The organism is Nonomuraea sp. NPDC001684 (genome assembly GCF_053596515.1).
This window is the reverse complement of sequence record NZ_JBSFGJ010000177.1, coordinates 1-18,130: the sequence shown is the minus strand read 5'-3', so window position 1 is coordinate 18,130 and position 18,130 is coordinate 1. Positions and strand designations below refer to the sequence as shown.

Annotated in this window: 16 protein-coding genes and 1 pseudogene; 13 read left to right on the top strand and 4 right to left on the bottom strand. The window is 71.7% G+C overall.

All coding sequences use genetic code 11. The annotated features are described in order from the left end of the window. On the top strand, positions 1–568 hold a 568-nt coding region (locus ACWCSD_RS27480), incomplete at its 5' end, for a hypothetical protein (protein WP_449919024.1). A 475-nt stretch (positions 569–1,043) separates the two neighbouring features. Next, the gene (locus tag ACWCSD_RS27475) at positions 1,044–2,468 is read left to right on the top strand and encodes an FG-GAP and VCBS repeat-containing protein (RefSeq protein ID WP_449919021.1); all 1,425 of its coding nucleotides are present in this window, start codon (positions 1,044–1,046) and stop codon (positions 2,466–2,468) included. Positions 2,469–2,497: 29 nt separating this feature from the next. On the opposite strand, the gene ACWCSD_RS27470 is transcribed toward ACWCSD_RS27475, so the two are convergent. Further along, entirely contained in the window at positions 2,498–2,797 is a 300-nt protein-coding gene (locus ACWCSD_RS27470) for a DUF4158 domain-containing protein (RefSeq protein WP_449919019.1), read from the bottom strand. A gap of 174 nt (positions 2,798–2,971) precedes the next feature. Between ACWCSD_RS27470 and ACWCSD_RS27465 the strand changes: the two genes are divergently transcribed. The 5 genes and pseudogenes from ACWCSD_RS27465 (at position 2,972) to ACWCSD_RS27445 (ending at position 7,226) form a co-directional block, all read left to right on the top strand. Next, the gene (locus tag ACWCSD_RS27465) at positions 2,972–3,196 is read left to right on the top strand and encodes a Tn3 family transposase (RefSeq protein ID WP_397162666.1); all 225 of its coding nucleotides are present in this window, start codon (positions 2,972–2,974) and stop codon (positions 3,194–3,196) included. Positions 3,197–3,198: 2 nt separating this feature from the next. Next, a pseudogene (locus ACWCSD_RS27460) lies at positions 3,199–3,396 on the top strand (sporulation protein); the annotation flags it as partial. Positions 3,397–3,524: 128 nt separating this feature from the next. After that, a complete protein-coding gene (locus ACWCSD_RS27455; protein WP_358301322.1) occupies positions 3,525–4,208 on the top strand; it encodes a response regulator transcription factor in 684 nt (227 codons plus the stop codon). Next, complete coding sequence (locus ACWCSD_RS27450; RefSeq protein ID WP_449919014.1) at positions 4,205–5,980, top strand: sensor histidine kinase; 1,776 nt, start codon at positions 4,205–4,207, stop codon at positions 5,978–5,980. The genes ACWCSD_RS27455 and ACWCSD_RS27450 overlap by 4 nt, the downstream gene beginning before the upstream one ends. Positions 5,981–6,011: 31 nt before the next feature. After that, a complete protein-coding gene (locus tag ACWCSD_RS27445) occupies positions 6,012–7,226 on the top strand; it encodes an ROK family protein (RefSeq protein ID WP_449919011.1) in 1,215 nt (404 codons plus the stop codon). An 86-nt stretch (positions 7,227–7,312) separates the two neighbouring features. Here ACWCSD_RS27445 and ACWCSD_RS27440 read toward each other — a convergent pair whose 3' ends face one another. Further along, positions 7,313–7,531 (bottom strand): hypothetical protein, encoded by a 219-nt coding sequence (locus ACWCSD_RS27440; RefSeq protein ID WP_397161952.1) that lies wholly within the window; start codon positions 7,529–7,531, stop codon positions 7,313–7,315. Positions 7,532–7,964: 433 nt separating this feature from the next. Here ACWCSD_RS27440 and ACWCSD_RS27435 point away from each other — a divergent pair, with 433 nt between their 5' ends. From ACWCSD_RS27435 to ACWCSD_RS27415, 5 genes are all read left to right on the top strand, one after another. Continuing rightward, on the top strand, positions 7,965–9,284 hold the full coding sequence (locus ACWCSD_RS27435) for a cellulose binding domain-containing protein (RefSeq protein ID WP_387678386.1): 1,320 nt from the start codon (positions 7,965–7,967) through the stop codon (positions 9,282–9,284). Between the two features lie 348 nt (positions 9,285–9,632). After that, entirely contained in the window at positions 9,633–10,643 is a 1,011-nt protein-coding gene (locus ACWCSD_RS27430; RefSeq protein WP_397161951.1) for a ketoacyl-ACP synthase III family protein, read from the top strand. After that, complete coding sequence (locus tag ACWCSD_RS27425) at positions 10,640–10,894, top strand: hypothetical protein (protein WP_397161950.1); 255 nt, start codon at positions 10,640–10,642, stop codon at positions 10,892–10,894. Before ACWCSD_RS27430 ends, ACWCSD_RS27425 begins: the two co-directional genes overlap by 4 nt. A gap of 20 nt (positions 10,895–10,914) precedes the next feature. Then, the gene (locus tag ACWCSD_RS27420) at positions 10,915–11,958 is read left to right on the top strand and encodes a ketoacyl-ACP synthase III family protein (RefSeq protein WP_397161949.1); all 1,044 of its coding nucleotides are present in this window, start codon (positions 10,915–10,917) and stop codon (positions 11,956–11,958) included. A gap of 49 nt (positions 11,959–12,007) precedes the next feature. Further along, entirely contained in the window at positions 12,008–15,796 is a 3,789-nt protein-coding gene (locus ACWCSD_RS27415; RefSeq protein WP_449919005.1) for a type I polyketide synthase, read from the top strand. 55 nt (positions 15,797–15,851) lie between these two features. On the opposite strand, the gene ACWCSD_RS27410 is transcribed toward ACWCSD_RS27415, so the two are convergent. Then, the gene (locus ACWCSD_RS27410; protein WP_397161947.1) at positions 15,852–16,439 is read right to left on the bottom strand and encodes a TetR/AcrR family transcriptional regulator; all 588 of its coding nucleotides are present in this window, start codon (positions 16,437–16,439) and stop codon (positions 15,852–15,854) included. 85 nt (positions 16,440–16,524) lie between these two features. On the opposite strand from ACWCSD_RS27410, the gene ACWCSD_RS27405 reads away from it, so the two are divergent. Further along, positions 16,525–17,478 carry an alpha/beta fold hydrolase gene (locus ACWCSD_RS27405; protein ID WP_449919001.1) on the top strand — a complete coding sequence of 318 codons (954 nt, stop codon included), beginning with the start codon at positions 16,525–16,527 and terminating at the stop codon, positions 17,476–17,478. A gap of 19 nt (positions 17,479–17,497) precedes the next feature. On the opposite strand, the gene ACWCSD_RS27400 is transcribed toward ACWCSD_RS27405, so the two are convergent. Beyond that, a complete protein-coding gene (locus tag ACWCSD_RS27400) occupies positions 17,498–17,950 on the bottom strand; it encodes a MarR family winged helix-turn-helix transcriptional regulator (RefSeq protein WP_358301292.1) in 453 nt (150 codons plus the stop codon). Between the last annotated feature and the right edge of the window lie 180 nt (positions 17,951–18,130).

Genomic DNA, 18,130 nt, shown 5'->3' with positions numbered 1-18,130 from the left:
TGAACCGCCGGGACGGATCCGGGAGGAAACACGCTCCCATCTCGGCCTGATCGCCAGAGCCGGCGGAGAGGGCCCGAAACTGCTGGGCGAGATCTCCCCGGATGACGTGGAGGTGTCCACCCCCCACCGGGTGTTCGCCCTGCTCGTCAAAGACATCGAGGCCGGCGGCCGCCTGGAGGTGGCGCAGCCGGTGGGCTGGCGATTCCTGCTGGAGTCCGGCGGCAAGGTGCTCGCCGGCGCCGAAGTCGCCGAAACGCCGGACCGCACCTTCCCGCCAACGTTCTACAGAAGCTCATCCGTCGGAGCCACCGCGACCGCGGTCAAAGCCGCACGAGCCCTGCCGCAGCTCGAAATGGCAGGGTTCGATCTCCGGCTCCTGCAAATCCCCGAGCTCTACCAGACCGCCCTGTGGTTGCACTCACCCAATACCGACCTGCTCATACCGCTGGCGCCCTCCCCGATCGGGCACGAAGGCCAGGTCACACCACCCCCGGTGTTCTTCCGGGAACTCGCCGTCCGTGCCCAGGAGTACAGAGCCCACCAGCCCCGCGACCGGGAGCCGACCTGACGCCATCCGCTCGCCCTCCCCGGAGGTGATCGCAAAGAACCGCCGGTCGGCGTGAGCTGCTCGGGAAGCGGGGGCTACCTCATCGCCCCCGCTTCCAAGGCCGTGGTGCCCGCCACCGTCCGGCCGGGGCTCGACCCGGCCGGCCGAACCGGGCCCTTGGCCTGAGGATCTCGGCCCCGGCCGTTACGTAAGGCTGGGCGAGGGGACGTTCGCCCGCATCACCGCCGAACACGACCCCGCAGCCCGCCAACGCAAGCGCTCAGGCCAGGCAGCTACGCCACGCGGTGTGTTTCTGGCGTCCTCCGGCCGAACCCGCTGTGCAGCAGGTGGTATGTCTGCGTCCCGGCCCGGTAGATCAGCCCCACGTGCTCAAGGTCGTCCATCTGCCGGTCGCGGACGAAATGTGAGGGCGTCCACGCCCAGACAACCATCCGGATCCAACCAGTCCGCAAGTCACGGCCTCGATCATGCTGGCATGCACGTGAACAAGATCGCCTGGTCGGTGGCGCTGCTCGCACTGACCACGACGCTCACCTCCGTCACCACCCCGGCCCCCGCCTCGGCCGCTCCGATCGCCTACAACAGCGACTTCAACGGCGACGGCTACAACGACCTGGCCGTCGGCATGCCCTCCTACCCGGCCGCCTCAGGCACCAGCAACACGGGCCAGATCACCGTCCTGTACGGCGGCCCGGACGGCTTCACCGGACGCTCCCACCTGCGGCCCGAGCCCGGCTGCATGCTCTACTCGATCAACACCCCCTGTTCCGGATGGGGCACGAGCATGGCCGCGGCCGACACCGACGGCAACGGCAAGACCGACCTGATCTCCAGCGGCTACCGATCGCGCCAGATCCACTCCTGGACCAGCGGCAACGACACCACCCGCCAGATCGAGACCGGCGCCAGCGACATGGAGTCGCTGGTCTTCGGCCTGGCCGACCAGGGCGACCCGCGGCCCGACATCGTGGGGGTGTATCGGTCGGGCTACGGGCAGGCGCTGGGCGGCTGGTACAACGGCGGCGCCTTCGAGAGCAACCGATTCAGCCCCACGCGGCGCCTGACCTCCTGGTCCACGGTGATCGGCGACATCCACCGCGACGGGCGGCTGGAGGCCATGTGGGTGGGCACGGATCTCGCCATCGGTGGCGGCGAGTACTTGTGGTACAGCGGTGACCTGCGCAACCCGTCTCCCGACCCGCACGTGATGGGCAGCCCGCAGGCGTGCGAGGCCGCCCCGGGAACCACCAAGCTGGCCTGCCCGAAGGCCGACTCCAAGCTGGTGCTCGGCGACGTGAACGGCGACGGCTACCACGACCTGGTCATGGTCACTCCCAGCACCGGCACCATCAATGTCTGGTACGGCGACAAGTACGGCGGCGGCATGTACGGGGTCGGTTTCACCGCTCGCGGCCTGAGCTGGCTGACCTCGTTCTCGCCGAGCCATTACAGCCGCTCCCCGAGCCTGGCCACCGGCGACTTCAATGGCGACGGCACGGCCGACATCGCCATCGGCCTGCCCACCGCCCAGGTGTCCGGCGCGGACCGGGCGGGCGCGGTCGCCCTCATCCCCGGCTCACCCACCGGGCCGGTCGTTTCGGGCACGCAGATCATCACCCAGGACGGCGTCGCACCCCCTGGCGCCGAGCCCACCGCCGACCCGGTCAGCGAGCAGTCGGTCGCCGGCGACGCCTTCGGCGCGTCGGTCTCGATCATCGACGTCACCGGGGACGGCAAGGGCGAGCTCGTGGCGGGCGCGCCGGGCAAGAACACCGGCCGCGGCATGCTGGCTGTCCTGCCCGGCACCGCCAGCGGCATCCCCGCCAGCGGCCAGGTCGTCCACGCAGCCTCGGTCGGGCTCACCGAGGCCGGCCGGTTCGGTTACACCCTGCTGCACTGACCCAGCCGACACGGCCGCCTGCGGCCCGGTCAACGCGCCGCGAGACCGCAGGCGGCCAAATGCGCCGGATCCAGGCCGAGCTGCTCGGCGACGAACGCCACCGTCTCCGGCGGAACGGCCAGCGGATCGCCGGTCAGGAACACCCCCAGCATGCGCACCGAGCCCCACCGCGGCCCAGCCGAGCTTCGCGGCCGGACGCCGTTTGGACGCCAGCACATCCCATGACTGCGATCCAGCCGGAAGAACTGCTCCAGCTCTGCGGCGGAGGGCTCCTCAGGGAAGCAGCCATAGCGGGCGATTTGTTCGTCGGAGAGAAATTCGAACGGCATGGCCCAGGAACGTAAGCCCCGCGACCTGTCAAAACGGTGCCTGTCATCGAACCGGTACGAAGATCAACTCTGTACCGCTAATTTCTGCACTCAGCCTCCAACTAGTCGCTATTGCAGCTGGTGGAATCTCCGATCACCTGACACGTCGCCTGCCGCCCGACTGGGAATGCCGTGGTGTTGTGGAATTCGAAGTATCTGTCGGCGATCGTGGACCAGTTGCGTGCCCAGGGCGTGCACGAGGACGTGGCCCGGCTCAGCCCGCTGGGCCACGCCCACCTCAAGTGCCTGGGCCGCCACGCGATCGCTTCCTCGGCCCCGGACAAGGGCCTGCGACCGCTCGGAGTGGCGGCGCTGCCCCAGGACGCTTCTTCTGCCGTCGTGGACGAGGACGGCGTGTAACCCTGCAGTCCTTCCTGGACCTCGGCTTCCACTTCAAGCCCGCCGACCTGGAAGGCGGCCACCTGTACGGGGTGCACCAGGAACTGCCGTTCTACCAGGAGATCGAGTTCTACCCGCCCGCCCAGCAGCACGGACTCGTCGGGGAGGTCGAACTGACCTTCGTTGCCGGCCCGGCCGGGCTGGAGGTCATCCTGGAGGCTGACAAGCGCGCCGGCCGCTGCTCCGGGTTGGTTCTCACCCGGCGCAGCCTGGCGGCAGAATGTGTGGAACCTGTTTGCCTGTCATGCGGATCCCGTATGCACTCGCGCAGTGCGCATAACCTCGGGCCATGTGCGCGTACGTGCTGGTCGCCGAGGACGACCCCAAGCAGGCCGAACTGCTCAGGCGCTACCTGGAGCGCGAGGGCCACGAGGTCCGCGTCGTGCACGACGGACGTTCGGCGATCGACGAGGCCCGGCAGGGAGACCCCGCCCTCGTGCTGCTCGACGTGATGATGCCGAAGGTCGACGGCCTGGACGTCTGCCGGGTGCTGCGCGCCGAGTCCGACCTGCCGATCCTGATGCTGACCGCCCGGTCCACCGAGGACGACCTGCTGCTCGGGCTCGACCTCGGCGCCGACGACTACATGACCAAGCCGTACAGCCCGCGCGAGCTGATGGCCCGCGTGCGCACGCTGCTGCGCCGCACCGGCAGGGCGCCGGAGACCGGCCGGCTGTTCCGGGCGGGCGACCTGGTCGTCGACCCGGTCAGGCACACCGTCACCGTGGCGGGCACGCCGGTCGACTGCACGCTCGCGGAGTTCCGGATCGTCGAGACGCTGGCCGCCGAGCCGGAACGGGTGTTCACCAGGAAGCAGCTGCTGGAGCGCGTCCACGGCTTCGACCGGTTCATCACCGAGCGCACGGTCGACGTGCACGTGATGAACCTGCGCAAGAAGATCGAGCCCGACCCGCGCCGCCCGTCCCGGCTGCTGACCGTGTACGGCGTCGGCTACAAGCTGACCCAGGCATGAGGTCGCTGTTCGTCCGGCTGCTCACCAGCTCGGCCGTCGTGGCGGTCTGCTCGATCACGGCGACGGCGTGGCTGGCCGCCAACAGCACCTCCGGCGCGATCCAGCGCGAGCAGGGCCAGACGCTGGCCAGCGACGCCCAGATCAACAACAGCCTGCTCGGTTACGCCTCCCGCCATCCCGACTGGTCCGGCGTCGCCGCCACCGTACGCGGCCTCGCCGCCGCCAACAGCCGCCGCGTCGCGCTGACCACCGAGAAGGGCGCCCTCATCGCGGACTCGGTCGCCGCCGGGACCCCGCTGCCCGCCCGGGTGTCGGCCGTCGTCGATCCGCTGGCCGTGGACGTGACCCTGGTGCCGGGGGCGGCCGAGGACCGCATCGATCCGCGCGCGGTGGGCCCCTTCCTGCTGCCCGACCGTGACCGGGCCCGGCTGGGGAAGGCCGCCGACGCCTACGCCGCCTGCATGAGACGTACCGGGCAGCCCGTCCGGACGAGCGTCTCGCACACCGGCCGGCCCTCCGTGACGACGACCGGCGAGGGCGTCCCGCAGGAGCCGAGCCCGGCCCCGGCGGTGACGGCCCCCTGCGACGCGGTCACCTTCAACACGCCGACGCGCACCGAAAGGGCCGCGTTGAAGCAGCTCAACCTGCTGGTCGGCAGATGCCTGAAGGGCAAGGGCGCGGAACGCGGCTCGGTCGGACTCGACCTCACCTGGGTTCCCAAGGAGAAGCGGCCGGCGTCCTCGGAGGCCGAGCCCGGCCAGACGATCTCGTCCTGCATCGTCGCCGCCCGTAAGGAACAGCTCGACCCCTACGTCGCCCCCGCCGCCTACCTGTACATCGGATCCCCGGCCGAGGCCACCGGCCCGCGCATCCCGCTGCCCTCGATCGCCGGCGCCGCCCTCCTCGTGCTCGTGCTGACCGTCGGCGTCAGCGTCATGGCGGCCAGGCGCCTGGTCGGCCCGGTCAACGCGCTCACCCACGCCGCCCGGCGGATGCGCGACGGTGACAGCTCCGCCCGCGTCCAGGTCAGGACGACCGGCGAGATCAGCGAGCTGGCCACGGCGTTCAACGAGATGTCCGAGCACCTCCAGCGCATGGAGGAGCAGCGCAAGGCCATGGTCAGCGACGTCTCCCACGAGCTGCGCACCCCGCTGAGCAACCTCAGGGGCTGGCTGGAGGCGGCACAGGACGGCGTCGCCGAGCTGGACCCCGCGCTGATCGCCTCCCTGGTCGAGGAGCTCCTGCTGCTGCAGCACATCGTGGACGACCTCCAGGACCTCGCCCTCGCCGACGCGGGCAAGCTGCGCCTGCACCTCGAACCCGTGCACCTCGGCGACCTCCTCGACCAGGTGGCCACCGCCCACCGAGGCCGCGCCGAGGCCGCCGGGCTCACCCTGACCGCCGGCGGCACCGGCGCGCCCACCCTGACCGCCGACCCCGTACGACTCCGCCAGGCCGTCGGCAACCTCGTCACCAACTCCCTGCGCTACACGCCGGCCGGCGGGCACATCACGCTGGCCGCCCGCCAGGACGGCGACCACGTGGTCATCGAGGTGACCGACACGGGGATCGGCATCCGCGCCGAGCACCTGCCGCACGTCTTCGACCGGTTCTGGCGGGCGGAGAAGTCCCGCAACCGCCGCACCGGCGGCAGCGGCCTCGGCCTCGCGATCGTCCGCGACCTGGCCGAGGCGCACGGCGGCACCGCCACGGCCGCCAGCACCCCGGGCGTCCGCACCACCTTCTCCTTGCGCCTTCCGGCACGACCGTGATCCTGTGAGGACACGTCCTAGGGTGACGGGGATGACGGGATCGGCGGTGGGCGTGCGCACGCAGGAGCAGATGCGGCAGCGGAACCTGAGCGAAGTGCTGCGGCGCGTCCACAACGAGGGGGCGGTGTCACGCGCCGCGCTCGGCCGCCGGATGGGCCTCAACCGCAGCACCATCATGGACCTGACCGCCGAACTCGCCGCGGTCGGGCTCGTCCGCGAGGGCGTGCCGGCCGGGCGGGGGCGGGCGGGGCGGCCGTCCATCGTCGTCATGCCCGAGCAGGGCACGGTGTACGGGCTGGCGTTCGACGTCGCCGTGGACCGGCTGGTCGCGGCCCGCGTCGGGCTGGGCGGCCGGGTCCTCGACCGCAGGGAGGCCGCCCGCGCCCGCGCCGGGGTCGACCTGGAGGACGTCGTCGGGGTCCTGGCCGCGTTCGGCCGCGAGCTGGTCGCCGGGGCCGGGCCGGGCTCGTTGTGCGTGGGGGTGGGCGCCTCGTACTGCGGGCTGATCAGGCGGACCGACGGCACCGTGCGGTACGGGCCGCACCTCGGCTGGGTGGACCAGGCGTTCGGCGCGGAACTCGGCGCCGGGCTCGGCCTCGGGCTGCCCGTCGAGGTGGGCAACGAGGCGCACATGGGGGCGATCGCCGAGCACGTGCGCGGCGCGGGACGAGACGCCGACAACCTCGTCTACCTGCACGGGGACGTCGGCGTCGGCGGCGGGATCATCGTCGGCGGCGAACTCCTGGACGGCGACACGGGCTACGGCTGCGAACTCGGGCACATGCTGGTCAACCCGTTCGACGGCCGGCCCTGCCTGTGCGGGTCGCGCGGCTGCCTGGAGGCCGAGGTGGGGGAGGAGGCGCTGCTCGACTACGCGGGACGGTCCGGCGACCTCGTCGGCCGCGACGGCATCCGGTCCGTCGTCGCCCTCGCCCGCGCCGGTGACGCCAGGGCGCGGGACGCCCTCGACCGCGTCGGCGACTGGCTTGGCGTCGGCGTCGTCAACCTCATCAACCTGTTCAACCCGGCGCTCGTGGTCTTCGGCGGGATGCTGCGCGACGTCTATCCGGGCGCCGAGTCGCGCGTCCGTGCCCGGATCGACGCGCACGTGCTGCCGGTGTCGCGGGAACGGGTCCGCCTGGCCGTGACGGCCCTGGGCGACGACACCACGCTCGCCGGAGCCGCCGAACTCGCCTTCGCCGGCCTCCTGGACAACCCCCTCACCACCTTGGCGGCCCTTCGCTGAGACGGCCGTCCGGCTTCCGTCGATCGCGGCGGGCGCACGCGCCCCCGGTTCGATCCGCGGGCCCGGGGGGCGTGCGTCTCACGGGGTCAGGCGTAGAGGAAGTAGTAGCTGTACTTGCTCTCCCACTGGCATGAATAGTCGTCCCACCAGTTCTGGTCGACGCCCTGGGTGCCGATCCGCTCGCACTCCGCGTGCTCCCTGAAGACGCCCGCCAGTTTCTCGGCGTGCGCCGGGGCGGCGCCGATCGTCAGCGACACTCCAAGGACCATGACGGCCGAGACGAGAACAGCGCGTGCCTTTCGCATTCGTCCTCCTGCGACTGGGGAGATCATGTCGGTGGACATTATCACTCACGGCTCCGGTGGGATTGTCGCGGCGGAATCACCGGCCGCCGGGTCATGAAACTTTCATCGGCGTGAAAGACGCCGTGGGGGTGTATCCGACCGGCTGTGCATGCCATGGATGATCTGGGGCCGTCTCCGTGCCTTACGGCCCCAAAGTACGATTTATGCCGCTTTCCCGTTCTTAGGGAAACGAAACTTCGAAAACTTTGACCATTGTCGCGTAGGTGTCATATCGTCTCCCCGCCCATATCGATGTGAGCCGCGACACTCGAACAGGACGTTGTTCTCACAGGCGCTACAGGTCGGCGTGCTCATCACGGCCGCCCTGCCATCGAACGAGACACGGACGGCCACCCGGGGAAGCGGCGACCATCCGACCAACCGGAGTCGCACCATGCAAGCTCGAATCCGCACGGCCGCCGTCGGCTTGGCGATGACCGTGCTGGCCGCCGTCGGTGTGCCGGCGGCCTTCGCGCCGCCGGCACACGCGACGCAGACGATCACCGACATCGCCTACGCGCCCGCGCAACCGGCCGGCAGCAGAGGGCATCTGCTGGATCTCTACCTGCCCGCCACCGGCATCACGCCCCGGCCCCTGATCATCTGGCACACCGGTTCGGCGTGGAGCAGCGACGACGGCAAAGCCGGCGCGGACGCCATCGCCGCGATCTTCAACCCGCTGGGCTTCGCGGTGGCCGGCGTCAGCGTCCGCTCCAGCGCCCAGGCGATCTTCCCGGCCCAGGTGCACGACATCAAGGCGGCGATCCGCTGGCTGCGCGCGAACGCCGCCACGTACCAGCTCGATCCCAACCGATTCGCGATCATGGGCGACTCCTCGGGCGGCTGGCTGACGGAGATGGCCACGCTGTCCGGCGGCGTGTCGGCGCTGGAGGGCGCCATCGGCACGACCGGCGTCTCCAGCGCCGTCCAGACGGGGCTCGCCTTCTACAGCCCGACCGACTTCCTGCAGATGAACGCGCAGAACCTGCCGACCGGCGGGCTGGACCACAACTCTCCCGCCTCGCCGGAGTCCCTGCTGGTCGGCTGTCCCATCCAGACCTGCCCGGCCACGGTGGCCCAGGCCAACCCGATGACGTACGTCGACGCCAACGACCCGCCGCTGATGTTCCTGCACGGCCAGGCCGACTTCCTGGTGCCGCACGGCCAGAGCGTGCTGCTCTACAACAAGATCAAGGCCCAGTGCGGGTCGGCCACCTTCGTCTCGGTGCCCGGCGCCGACCACATGATGCCGCAGGTCATGGACCCCGCCCACTACGGCACGCAGACCGTCCGCACCACCAAGAACTGCGGCGAGACCGTCGGCACCGGCACCCTCGACCCCACCTGGCCCAACTTCACGACCTTCCTGCGCGGCGGGCTCAAGATGGGCACCTCCTGCGAGGTCACCTACGCCACCGAGGTCTGGAACGGCGCCTTCAACGGCAGCCTGACCATCAGGAACACCGGCACGACCCCCATCTACGGCTGGACCGCCACGTGGGCCTGGTCGGGCAACCAGCTGATCACCAACGCCTGGAACGCCACGGTGACCCAGACCGGCACGCAGGTGACCGCCCGCGACGCCGGCACCAACACCTACATCGGCCCCGGCTCCAGCCAGAGCCTCGGCTTCTCGGCGTCCGTCACCGGGACGAACGACATTCCCGCCCAGTTCAAGCTCAACAACCTGGTCTGCACGAGAGTGCCCGCCTGAGACGACCCGGGTTCCGCCGCCGTGGATTCCCGAATTTTATTCGGCGAATCCGCGGCGGGGAGCTGAATAGCGGCTTTCCCTTATTGCGCCACGTTCCGTCGAACCTCGGTCACGGAAGGTCGCGGATCACCTTATTGCGTTATTCGACGGGCCGCCCCTATCCTTACCCGGGACGGCCCGCCGGCTCATTTACCGTCGTATTCACCGACCGGCCGGGGGCCATGTGACTCCTCGGAAATAAATCGGATAAGCGCTTTTCCCTGTCGCGGGCCGTTGTCCGGGATTCGTCGATGAGTTAGGGGGCGTGTGCGTACACCCAACATGTTCGTCAGGAGCCTGGGCGTTTACGTGCCTGACAGCGTGAGCGTCGAGCAGGCCGTCCGCGAAGGCTGGTACCCGGCCGCGGACGCCGAGAGGTACCGGCAGCTCGGCGCGGCGGTGGCCGGCGACATGCCTGCGCCGGAGATGGCGCGGCTCGCGGTCCTGGACGCCTACGAGCGGTGGGGCGAGTCCTCCCCGCGCGATCTGGACCTGCTGCTCTACCCGTCGGTCTGGCACCAGGGCCCCAACGGCTGGCAGCCCCAGCACTACCTGCAGATGCACCTCCTCGGCGGCGGCGTGCCGGCGCACGAGATCCGCAGCGGCTGCGTCGGGATGATCAGCTCGCTGGAGCTGGCGGCGAGCTACCTCCAGGCCGCCGCGGACCGGGAGACGGCCATGGTGGTCTCCGCCGACAACCACGGCACTCCGCTGGTGGACCGCTGGCGGATGACCCCCGGGGCGCTGATCGGCGACGCCGCGGCCGCGCTCGTCCTCGGCAAGGACTACGGCATGGCCGAGCTGCTGTCGGTGAACATGACGGTGATCCCCGAGGCCGACGCGGTCAACGACGGCGCCTACCCGCTCTTCCCCCCGGACGCCACCGTCGGCAGGGGGCTGAGCTTCGGCGACCGGCACGAGGAGTTCCGGCAGCGGCTGCTCAAGGCGCAGGGCACCGGCATCCACCTGACGATCCAGAAGACGATGATGCAGCAGGTCGAGCAGACCCTGGACGAGGCCGGCATCGGCTTCGCCGACATCACCCGGGTGGCCTTCCCGCACGGCCGCCGCGAGGACCTGGACGGGCAGATGTCCTGGCTGGGCATCGACGAGGGCCAGACGACCTGGGACTACGGCCGGCGCGTCGGCCACTGCGGCGCGGTCGACCAGTTCATCGCCTTCGAGCACCTGCTCGCGACCGGCGGGCTCGTGCCCGGCGACCACCTGCTCATGGTCGGCTTCGGCTCCGGCACGTCGGTCGCCGCGGCGGCGTTCCGGATCCTGTCCACCGCTCCCGTCACGAGAGGAGCACGCGCGTGAGCGACGACCTCACCCGGCGCCTGGTCGACTTCGTCCAGGACAACCTCGTCCTGGACGGCGACGACGTCAAGGTCGACGAGACGACCCCGCTCCTGGTGTCGGGTCTCCTGGACTCCCTGCGCACGGCGCGGCTGCTGAACTTCCTCAGGAAGGACGTCGGCGTCCGGGTCACCGCCGCCATGCTCGACCCCGAGAACTTCAGGGACGTCGCGACCATCGTGACGATGGTCAGAGAACTCCAATCCGCTTAGCCGGGACGAGGACGGAAGTCATGCGGTACGCGGACACCTACATCGGCGGCGTGGGAACCTACCTGCCCAGGACCGTCGTCAGCGTCGAGAAGGCCGTCGCCAAGGGCTGGTACCCGGCGGAGGACGCCGAGCTGCACAACCTGGCGGGGACGGTGGTCGCCGGCGACGTGCCGGCTCCGGAGATGGCCCTGCACGCGGCGCGCAGCGCGATCAAGCGCAGCGGCCGGGCGCCGGGCGACCTCGATCTCCTCCTGTACGCCTCGACCTGGCACCAGGGCCCGGACGGCTGGCCCCCGCACTCCTACCTGCAACGTCATCTCGTCGGCGGAGACGTCCTGGCCACCGAGATCCGGCAGGGCTGCAACGGCATGTTCATCGCCCTGGAACTGGCGGCCGGTCACCTGGCCGCCGCGCCCGGCAGGCAGGCCGCCCTGCTGGTCGCCGCCGACAACTACGGCACCCCGCTGATGGACCGGTGGCGGATGGGCCCCGGCTACATCGGCGGGGACGCCGCCGCCGCGCTCGTCCTCACCAAGGACCGCGGGTTCGCCCGCCTGGCGTCGGTCTGCACGACGACGGTGGCCGCGGCCGAGGAGCTGCACCGGGGCAGCGAACCGCTGTTCCCGCCGGGCGTCACGGTCGGGCGCCGGATGAGCTTCGCGGCCCGCAACGAGCAGTTCCGGCAGCAGGTCATGCCCAAGGGCGAGGCCGGCGCGGCGTTGTTCAACATCCAGCGGGCGCTGATGGAGATCGTCGAGCGCGTGCTGGACGAGAGCGGGATCGAGGCCCGCGACCTGACCCGCGTGGCGTTCATGAACTACTCCGAGGAGATCGTCGAACAGCGGTGCATGGCCGTGGTCGATCTGCCCATGTCCCGCTCCACCTGGGACTACGGCCGCACCATCGGCCACTGCGGGGCCGGCGACCAGGTGCTCTCCCTCGACCACCTGCTCACGACCGGGCAGCTGGGCCCCGGCGACCACCTGCTCATGCTCGGCACCGGGCCAGGGGTGACCGTCTCCGGGGCCGTGCTCGAAATCCTCGAAACTCCTCATTGGGCCTGACATCGAAGGGAAACGAACGCAGATGGTCGACACTCCGCGCGGAGCCCGGGTGGAACCAGTCGCGGTGGTCGGGATCGGATGCCGTCTCCCCGGCGACGTCCACTCACCGGACGAGTTCTGGGACCTGCTGTGCGCCGGCCGCAACACGACCGGGCCGCTGCCCGCCGAACGCTGGCGCAGCTACGAGACCCGGAGCCCCGAACACGCCGCCGCGCTGCGCGACGCCGTACGGCACGGCAGCTTCCTGAGCGACATCGAGGGCTTCGACGCGGAGTTCTTCGGCCTGTCGCCGCGCGAGGCCGAGCTGATGGACCCGCAGCAGCGCATCCTCATGGAGACCGCCTGGGAGGCCCTGGAGCACGCCGGGCTGCCGCCGCACGAGCTGGCCGGGACCGACGCCGGGGTGTTCGTCGGCGTCTGCACGGCCGACTACGGCGGCCGGCTGCTGGAGGACCTGCCTCAGATCGAGGCATGGACCGGGATCGGCGCCGCGACCTGCGCCGTGGCCAACCGCATCTCCTACTCCCTCGACCTGCGCGGCCCCAGCATGGCGATCGACACCGCCTGCTCGGCGTCGCTGGTCGCGCTGCACCTGGCCGCGCAGAGCCTGCGGCTCGGCGAGAGCGACGTCGCCCTCGCCGGCGGCGTCAACCTGCTGGTCACCCCCGGCCAGACGCTCACGCTCGGCACCGCCGGAGCCCTGGCGCCCGACGGGCGGTCGAAGTCGTTCGACGCGGCGGCCGACGGCTACGGCCGCGGCGAGGGCTGCGGCGTGGTCGTGCTCAAGCGCCTGTCCGACGCGCAACGCGACGGTGACCGCGTGCTCGCGCTGGTCATCGGCAGCGCCGTGAACCAGGACGGGCACACCAACGGCATCATGGCGCCGTGCGGCGAGGCCCAGGAGCACGTGATGGCCCGGGCCTGCAGGCAGGCGGGCGTCGCGCCGTCCACCGTCGACTACGTCGAGGCGCACGGCACCGGCACCCGGCTCGGCGACCCGCTGGAGGCGGGCGCGCTGTCCGCGGTGTACGGCGCGGGGCGGCCCGCCGGCGACCCGTGCCTGATCGGCTCGGTCAAGTCCAACATCGGCCACCTCGAAGGCGCCGCCGGCATCGCCGGCGTCATCAAGGCGGTGCTCGCCCTCGACCGCGGGGAGATCCCGCCGAGCGTGCTGTCCGCCCTCAACCCGGCCGTCCCGTGGGAGTCCTCGGGCCTGCGCGTGGTGACGCGGCGATCGTCCTGGCCGGAGCGCGACCACCCGCGCCGGGCGGGCGTCTCCAGCTTCGGGTACGGGGGCACGGTCGCGCACATCGTGCTCGAACAGGCCCCGCCGACCCGGCACGCGCCCGCGCAGGAGGAGACGGCTCCCCGCGCGGAGCGGCTGTTCCCGCTGTCGGCCGCGTCGGAGCAGGCCCTGCGGCAGTACGCGGGCCGGCTCGCCGATCACCTCGGGACGGGCGTCGACCCGGCGTCGGCGGGGCACACGCTGGCGCTGCGGCGCACCCATCTGGCCCGCCGCGCCGTCGTCATCGGGACGGACGGCGACGAGCTGGCGGCCCACCTGCGCAGGCTCGCCGACGACGTGCCGGCCGAGGCGGTGCTCACCGGGGACGTGCTGCCCGACCTCGGTCCCGGGCCGGTCTGGGTGTTCTCCGGCCAGGGCTGCCAGTGGCGCGGTATGGGGCGGGAGCTGCTGGCCGTGCCGGACTTCGCGTCCCTGGTCGACGAGGTAGAGCCGATCTTCGCCGAGGAGATCGGCTTCTCGCCGCGGCAGGTCCTGGCCGACGGCGACCTCGACACGATCGACCGCGTGCAGACCATGATCTTCGTGATGCAGCTGGGCCTCGCCCGGCTCTGGAACGCGTACGGGGTCGCGCCGCGGGCCGTCATCGGCCACTCCGTCGGCGAGATCGCGGCGGCGGTGACGGCCGGCGCGATGTCCGTCGCCGACGGCGCCCGCCTGATCTGCCGCCGCTCGCGGCTGCTGCGCCAGGCCGAGGGCAAGGGGGCCATGGCGATGGTCGGCCTGTCCTTCGAGGAGGCGGCCGAGCGGCTGGCCGGGCGTACCGACCTGGTGGCCGCGATCTCGTCGTCGCCGGGCTCCACCGTGCTGTCCGGCGACGTCGCCGCGGTCGAGGCCGTGGTCGAGGACTGGCCGGCCGAGGGCATCGTGGTGCGGCGGGTGGCCTCGGACGTCGCCTTCCACAGCCCGCACATGGAACCGCTGGCCGTCGAGCTGGCCGCCGCCGTCGCCGATCTGTCGTTCGGCCCGCCGCGCATCCCCATGTACACGACCGCGCTGGCCGACCCCCGGGCGACGCCCGTGCCGGACGGGGCGTACTGGGCGGCGAACCTCCGTGACCCCGTGCGGCTGACCGCGGCGACGACGGCCGCGGCGCAGGACGGCTACCGCGTGTTCCTGGAGATCTCCCCCCACCCGGTGGTCGCGCACTCCGTCACCGAGACGCTGTCGGAGAACGGGTTCGAGGACGTGTTCGTCGGCACCTCGCTGCGCAGGAACCAGCCGGAGCTGCCCGGCTTCCTGGCCGCGGTGGGCACGGCCCACTGTCACGGCGTCGAGGTGGACTGGAACCGGCTGCAGCCGTACGGCGGCCTCACCGACCTGCCGCCGTACGCCTGGCAGCACCGCCGCCACTGGCGCGAGGACTCCGGCGACGACGGCAACCGCGGGCACGACGTGCGCTCCCACACCCTGCTCGGCGCCGGGACCCGCCTCGCCGGCAGCCGGACCCGCGTGTGGCGGACCGGCCTGGAGGACGCCAACCGGCCCTACCCGGGCAGCCACACCCTCAACGGGATCGAGATCGTGCCCGCCGCCGTGCTGGTCAACACGTTCCTGCACGCCGCCGAGGACGAGGACGTCACGCTCACCGGCGTGGAGATGACGCATCCGCTGATGACCGCGGAACGCCGGCAGGTCCAGGTCGTGCACGAACCTCCGGCGATACGGCTCGCGGCCCGTACGCCGGCCGGCCCCGGCGAGCCCGAACCGGCCTGGCTGGTGCACGTCACCGCCGACGTGGCCGCTCCTGGCCAGGTCAAGCCCGACGTGCTGCCCGACGCCGGCGCTCTGACCCCGATCGACCCCACGTTCGTGCACCGGCGGCTGGCCGCCGTCGGCGTGCCCTCGACGGGCTTCGACTGGACGATCGAGACGCTGCTGGGCGGCGACGGCGCGCTGCGCGCCACCGTCCGCACCGGGGACGCCGAGAGCTGGGCCCCGGCGCTGGACGCGGCGATGTCCGTGGCGCCCTGCGTGTTCCCCGGCGACCCGGTGCTGCGCATGGTCGTGCGCATCGACGAGGTCGTGCTGACCGGCGCCCCACCCGCGACGGTGGTCATCGACGCGGCCGTGGACCGGGCCGCCGACGACACCGTGCGGGCGCTGCTGGCCGACCCGGACGGCCGGGTGGTGGGACATCTCACGGGGCTGCGCTACCCGGTGATCGACGCGCCCGTCCCGGCTGAGGAGGAGCTGGGCGGGCCCGCGGAGTCGTTCGCCGGGCTGACGGCGGCGGATCTGCGCGAGCGTGTCCTGCCCGAGGTGCGCGCGGAGATCGCGGCCGTCATGCGGCTGGCCCCCGAGGACCTGGCGGTCCGTCGTCCCCTGGTCGAGCAGGGGCTGGACTCGGTGATGACGGTCATGGTCCGGCGGCGGCTGGACAAGCGCTTCGGCTGCCGTCTTCCCGCGACCCTGCTGTGGCAGCAGCCCACCATCGCCGCGATCGCGGACCGGCTGGTGGAACTGCTCGCGGCGGCCAGGCCGGAGGCGGCGGCGGAGGCCGTACCGGAGGGCATGCCCGCGATCGGCGGGTGAGAGCCGCCGCGGGCGGCCCGGCGGAGGATCTCCCCGGGCCGCCCGCGGCGTTCGGTCAGGAGCCCGCCGGCCGGCCGAGCCGGCGGAGCTGGTGGTCGAGGACGGCGGTCGCCTCGGCGATGCCCAGTTCCCCGACCAGCACCCCGTCGGCCAGCCCGCGCGCGAGCGCGAGCAGCACGTGCGCCTCGGCGCCCGCCTCGACGCCGGGGTCCGCGGCGGTGGCGGCCACGAGCGCGGCGATCTCGCGGTGCACCGCGTCGCCGCCCGCGCGGTACAGCTCGCGCACGTCGGGATCGTCGACGGCCCTGGCCAGGAACGCGTGCCCGGCCAGCAGCAGCACGGGAGCGCGCGAGCCCAGCTCGACGACGGCGAGCAGCGTGCGCCGCAGCGTGTCGGCCGGCCCGGCGGCCTCCCGCAGGGCCGCCCGGAGATGGCCTTCGATCTCCTGCCTGAGCAGCTGCGCGCTGGCGCGCATCAGGTCGGCCTTCGCCGCGAAATAGTGCTGCACGAGCCCCTTGGAGACGCCGGCCTCCTGGGCGACCCCTCCGATGCTCACGCCGGCCAGGCCGTCGCGAGCGCACAGCCTGAGCGCGGCATGGGCGATCTCGGCCCGCCGCGCCGCGTGGTCCACCTGCTTCGGCACGGCCTCCCCCTCTTCGCGATACGAGTGTATCGTGACGTTGTTGCGATACGATCGTATCGCGAAGGGCGAACGAAGGATCCCGCACATGAACGATCTAGTGGAACCCAACATCGGAGCCGCGTTCCGTGCACGACGGCTCGGCCACTTCCGCGACGCCCCCGCCTTCGCGCGCTACCGCGGCGCCTACGACGACGCCATGGCCCGGCTCCCCGAACCCGGCCAGACCCACGACGTGGTGACCGGCTTCGGAACCGTCCGCGTCTACCGTTTCGGCGGCGGCGACGGTGTGCCGCTGCTGCTGCTGCCGGGGCGCACCTCGGCCACCCCGATGTGGGAGGCGAACCTGGCCGGCCTCGTCGCCCGGCGGCCGGTCTACGCCGTCGACCTGCTCGGCGAGCCCGGCCTGTCGGTGCAGACCCGGGCGTTCACGAGCGCGGAGGACCAGGCGACCTGGCTGGCCGAACTGCTGGACCGGCTCGGCCTCGCCCGGGTCCACCTCCTCGGGGTGTCCATCGGCGGGTGGAGCGCCTTCTATCTGGCCCTGCGCGTGCCGGAGCGGATCGCCTCGGTGAGCGTGCTCGACCCCGCCAACCTGTTCGGCCGGATCACCTGGAAGGTCGTCGTCTTCTCGCTGGGCTCGGTGGTGCCGTTCTTCCCCGAGTCGTGGCGCAGGAAGCTGCTGAGCTGGATCTCCGGCGGGGCCGACGCCTCGGCCGACGAGCCCGTCGCCAACCTGATCTCGGCCGGGATGCGGGACTTCACCGCGTTCCTGCCGCCGCCTGCGTACCCCACGGACGACCAGGTGGCCGGGCTGGACGTGCCGGTGCTCGCGCTGATCGCCGGGCGCAGCATCATCCACAACCCGCGCAAGGCCGCCCTGCGGGCCCGCCGCCTGCTCGCCCGGGGCGTCGTCGAGTTGTGGCCGGACGCCTCCCACGCACTCAACGGCGAGTTCCCCGACCGCGTCAACACCCGGGTCCTCGCCTTCGCCGACGAGGTCGACCGCGCTGCTGACGACACTGCCGGCGGCACGCCCTGACGCCACGGGCCGGGGCTTGTCAGCCGGGCTGCTCGCGGATCTCCCTGGTGGCCGAGCGGTAGGCGCGGGCGACCCCGGCGAGGAGGCCCAGCATCAGCGGCACCTGCTCCTGCGTGAACTGCCCGCGGATCTGCTCCAGGTGCCGCTCGGAGGTGACGCGGGTGGCGTGGTACTCGGCCATGCCACCCTCCAGCAGCTCCACCGTGACCATGCGCCGGTCGCGTTCGCCGCGTACCCGCCGCACGTAGCCGGCCTTCTCCAGACGGTCGATGAGCCGGGTCGCGGACGCGGACGGGAGCCCCAGCTCCTCCGAGATCGCCCCCACCGGGAGAGGGCCGCGCATCTCCAGCAGGATGAGCGCGGCCACGTCCACGTGGTGCACGCCGAGCCGGTCGGCGATGGCCTCGATGTGCAGCATGACCGCGATCAGGAACTCGCGGTAGACGTCCGCTTCTGGGTGGTTGTCGGTCACTCGCCCCAATGTACTTCACAGCGATGTATCTTTGAATCGAAGTAACTTCGTTTTGGAGATAAAATGGACGTTGTTGTCATCGGCGCCACGATTCCCGTCCCCGCGTGTGTCGATCTCATCGTCACCGCAGCGACGGCACTGGGTTGACCTGATGCCCCCTATCCTTGGATGACTTCTTGG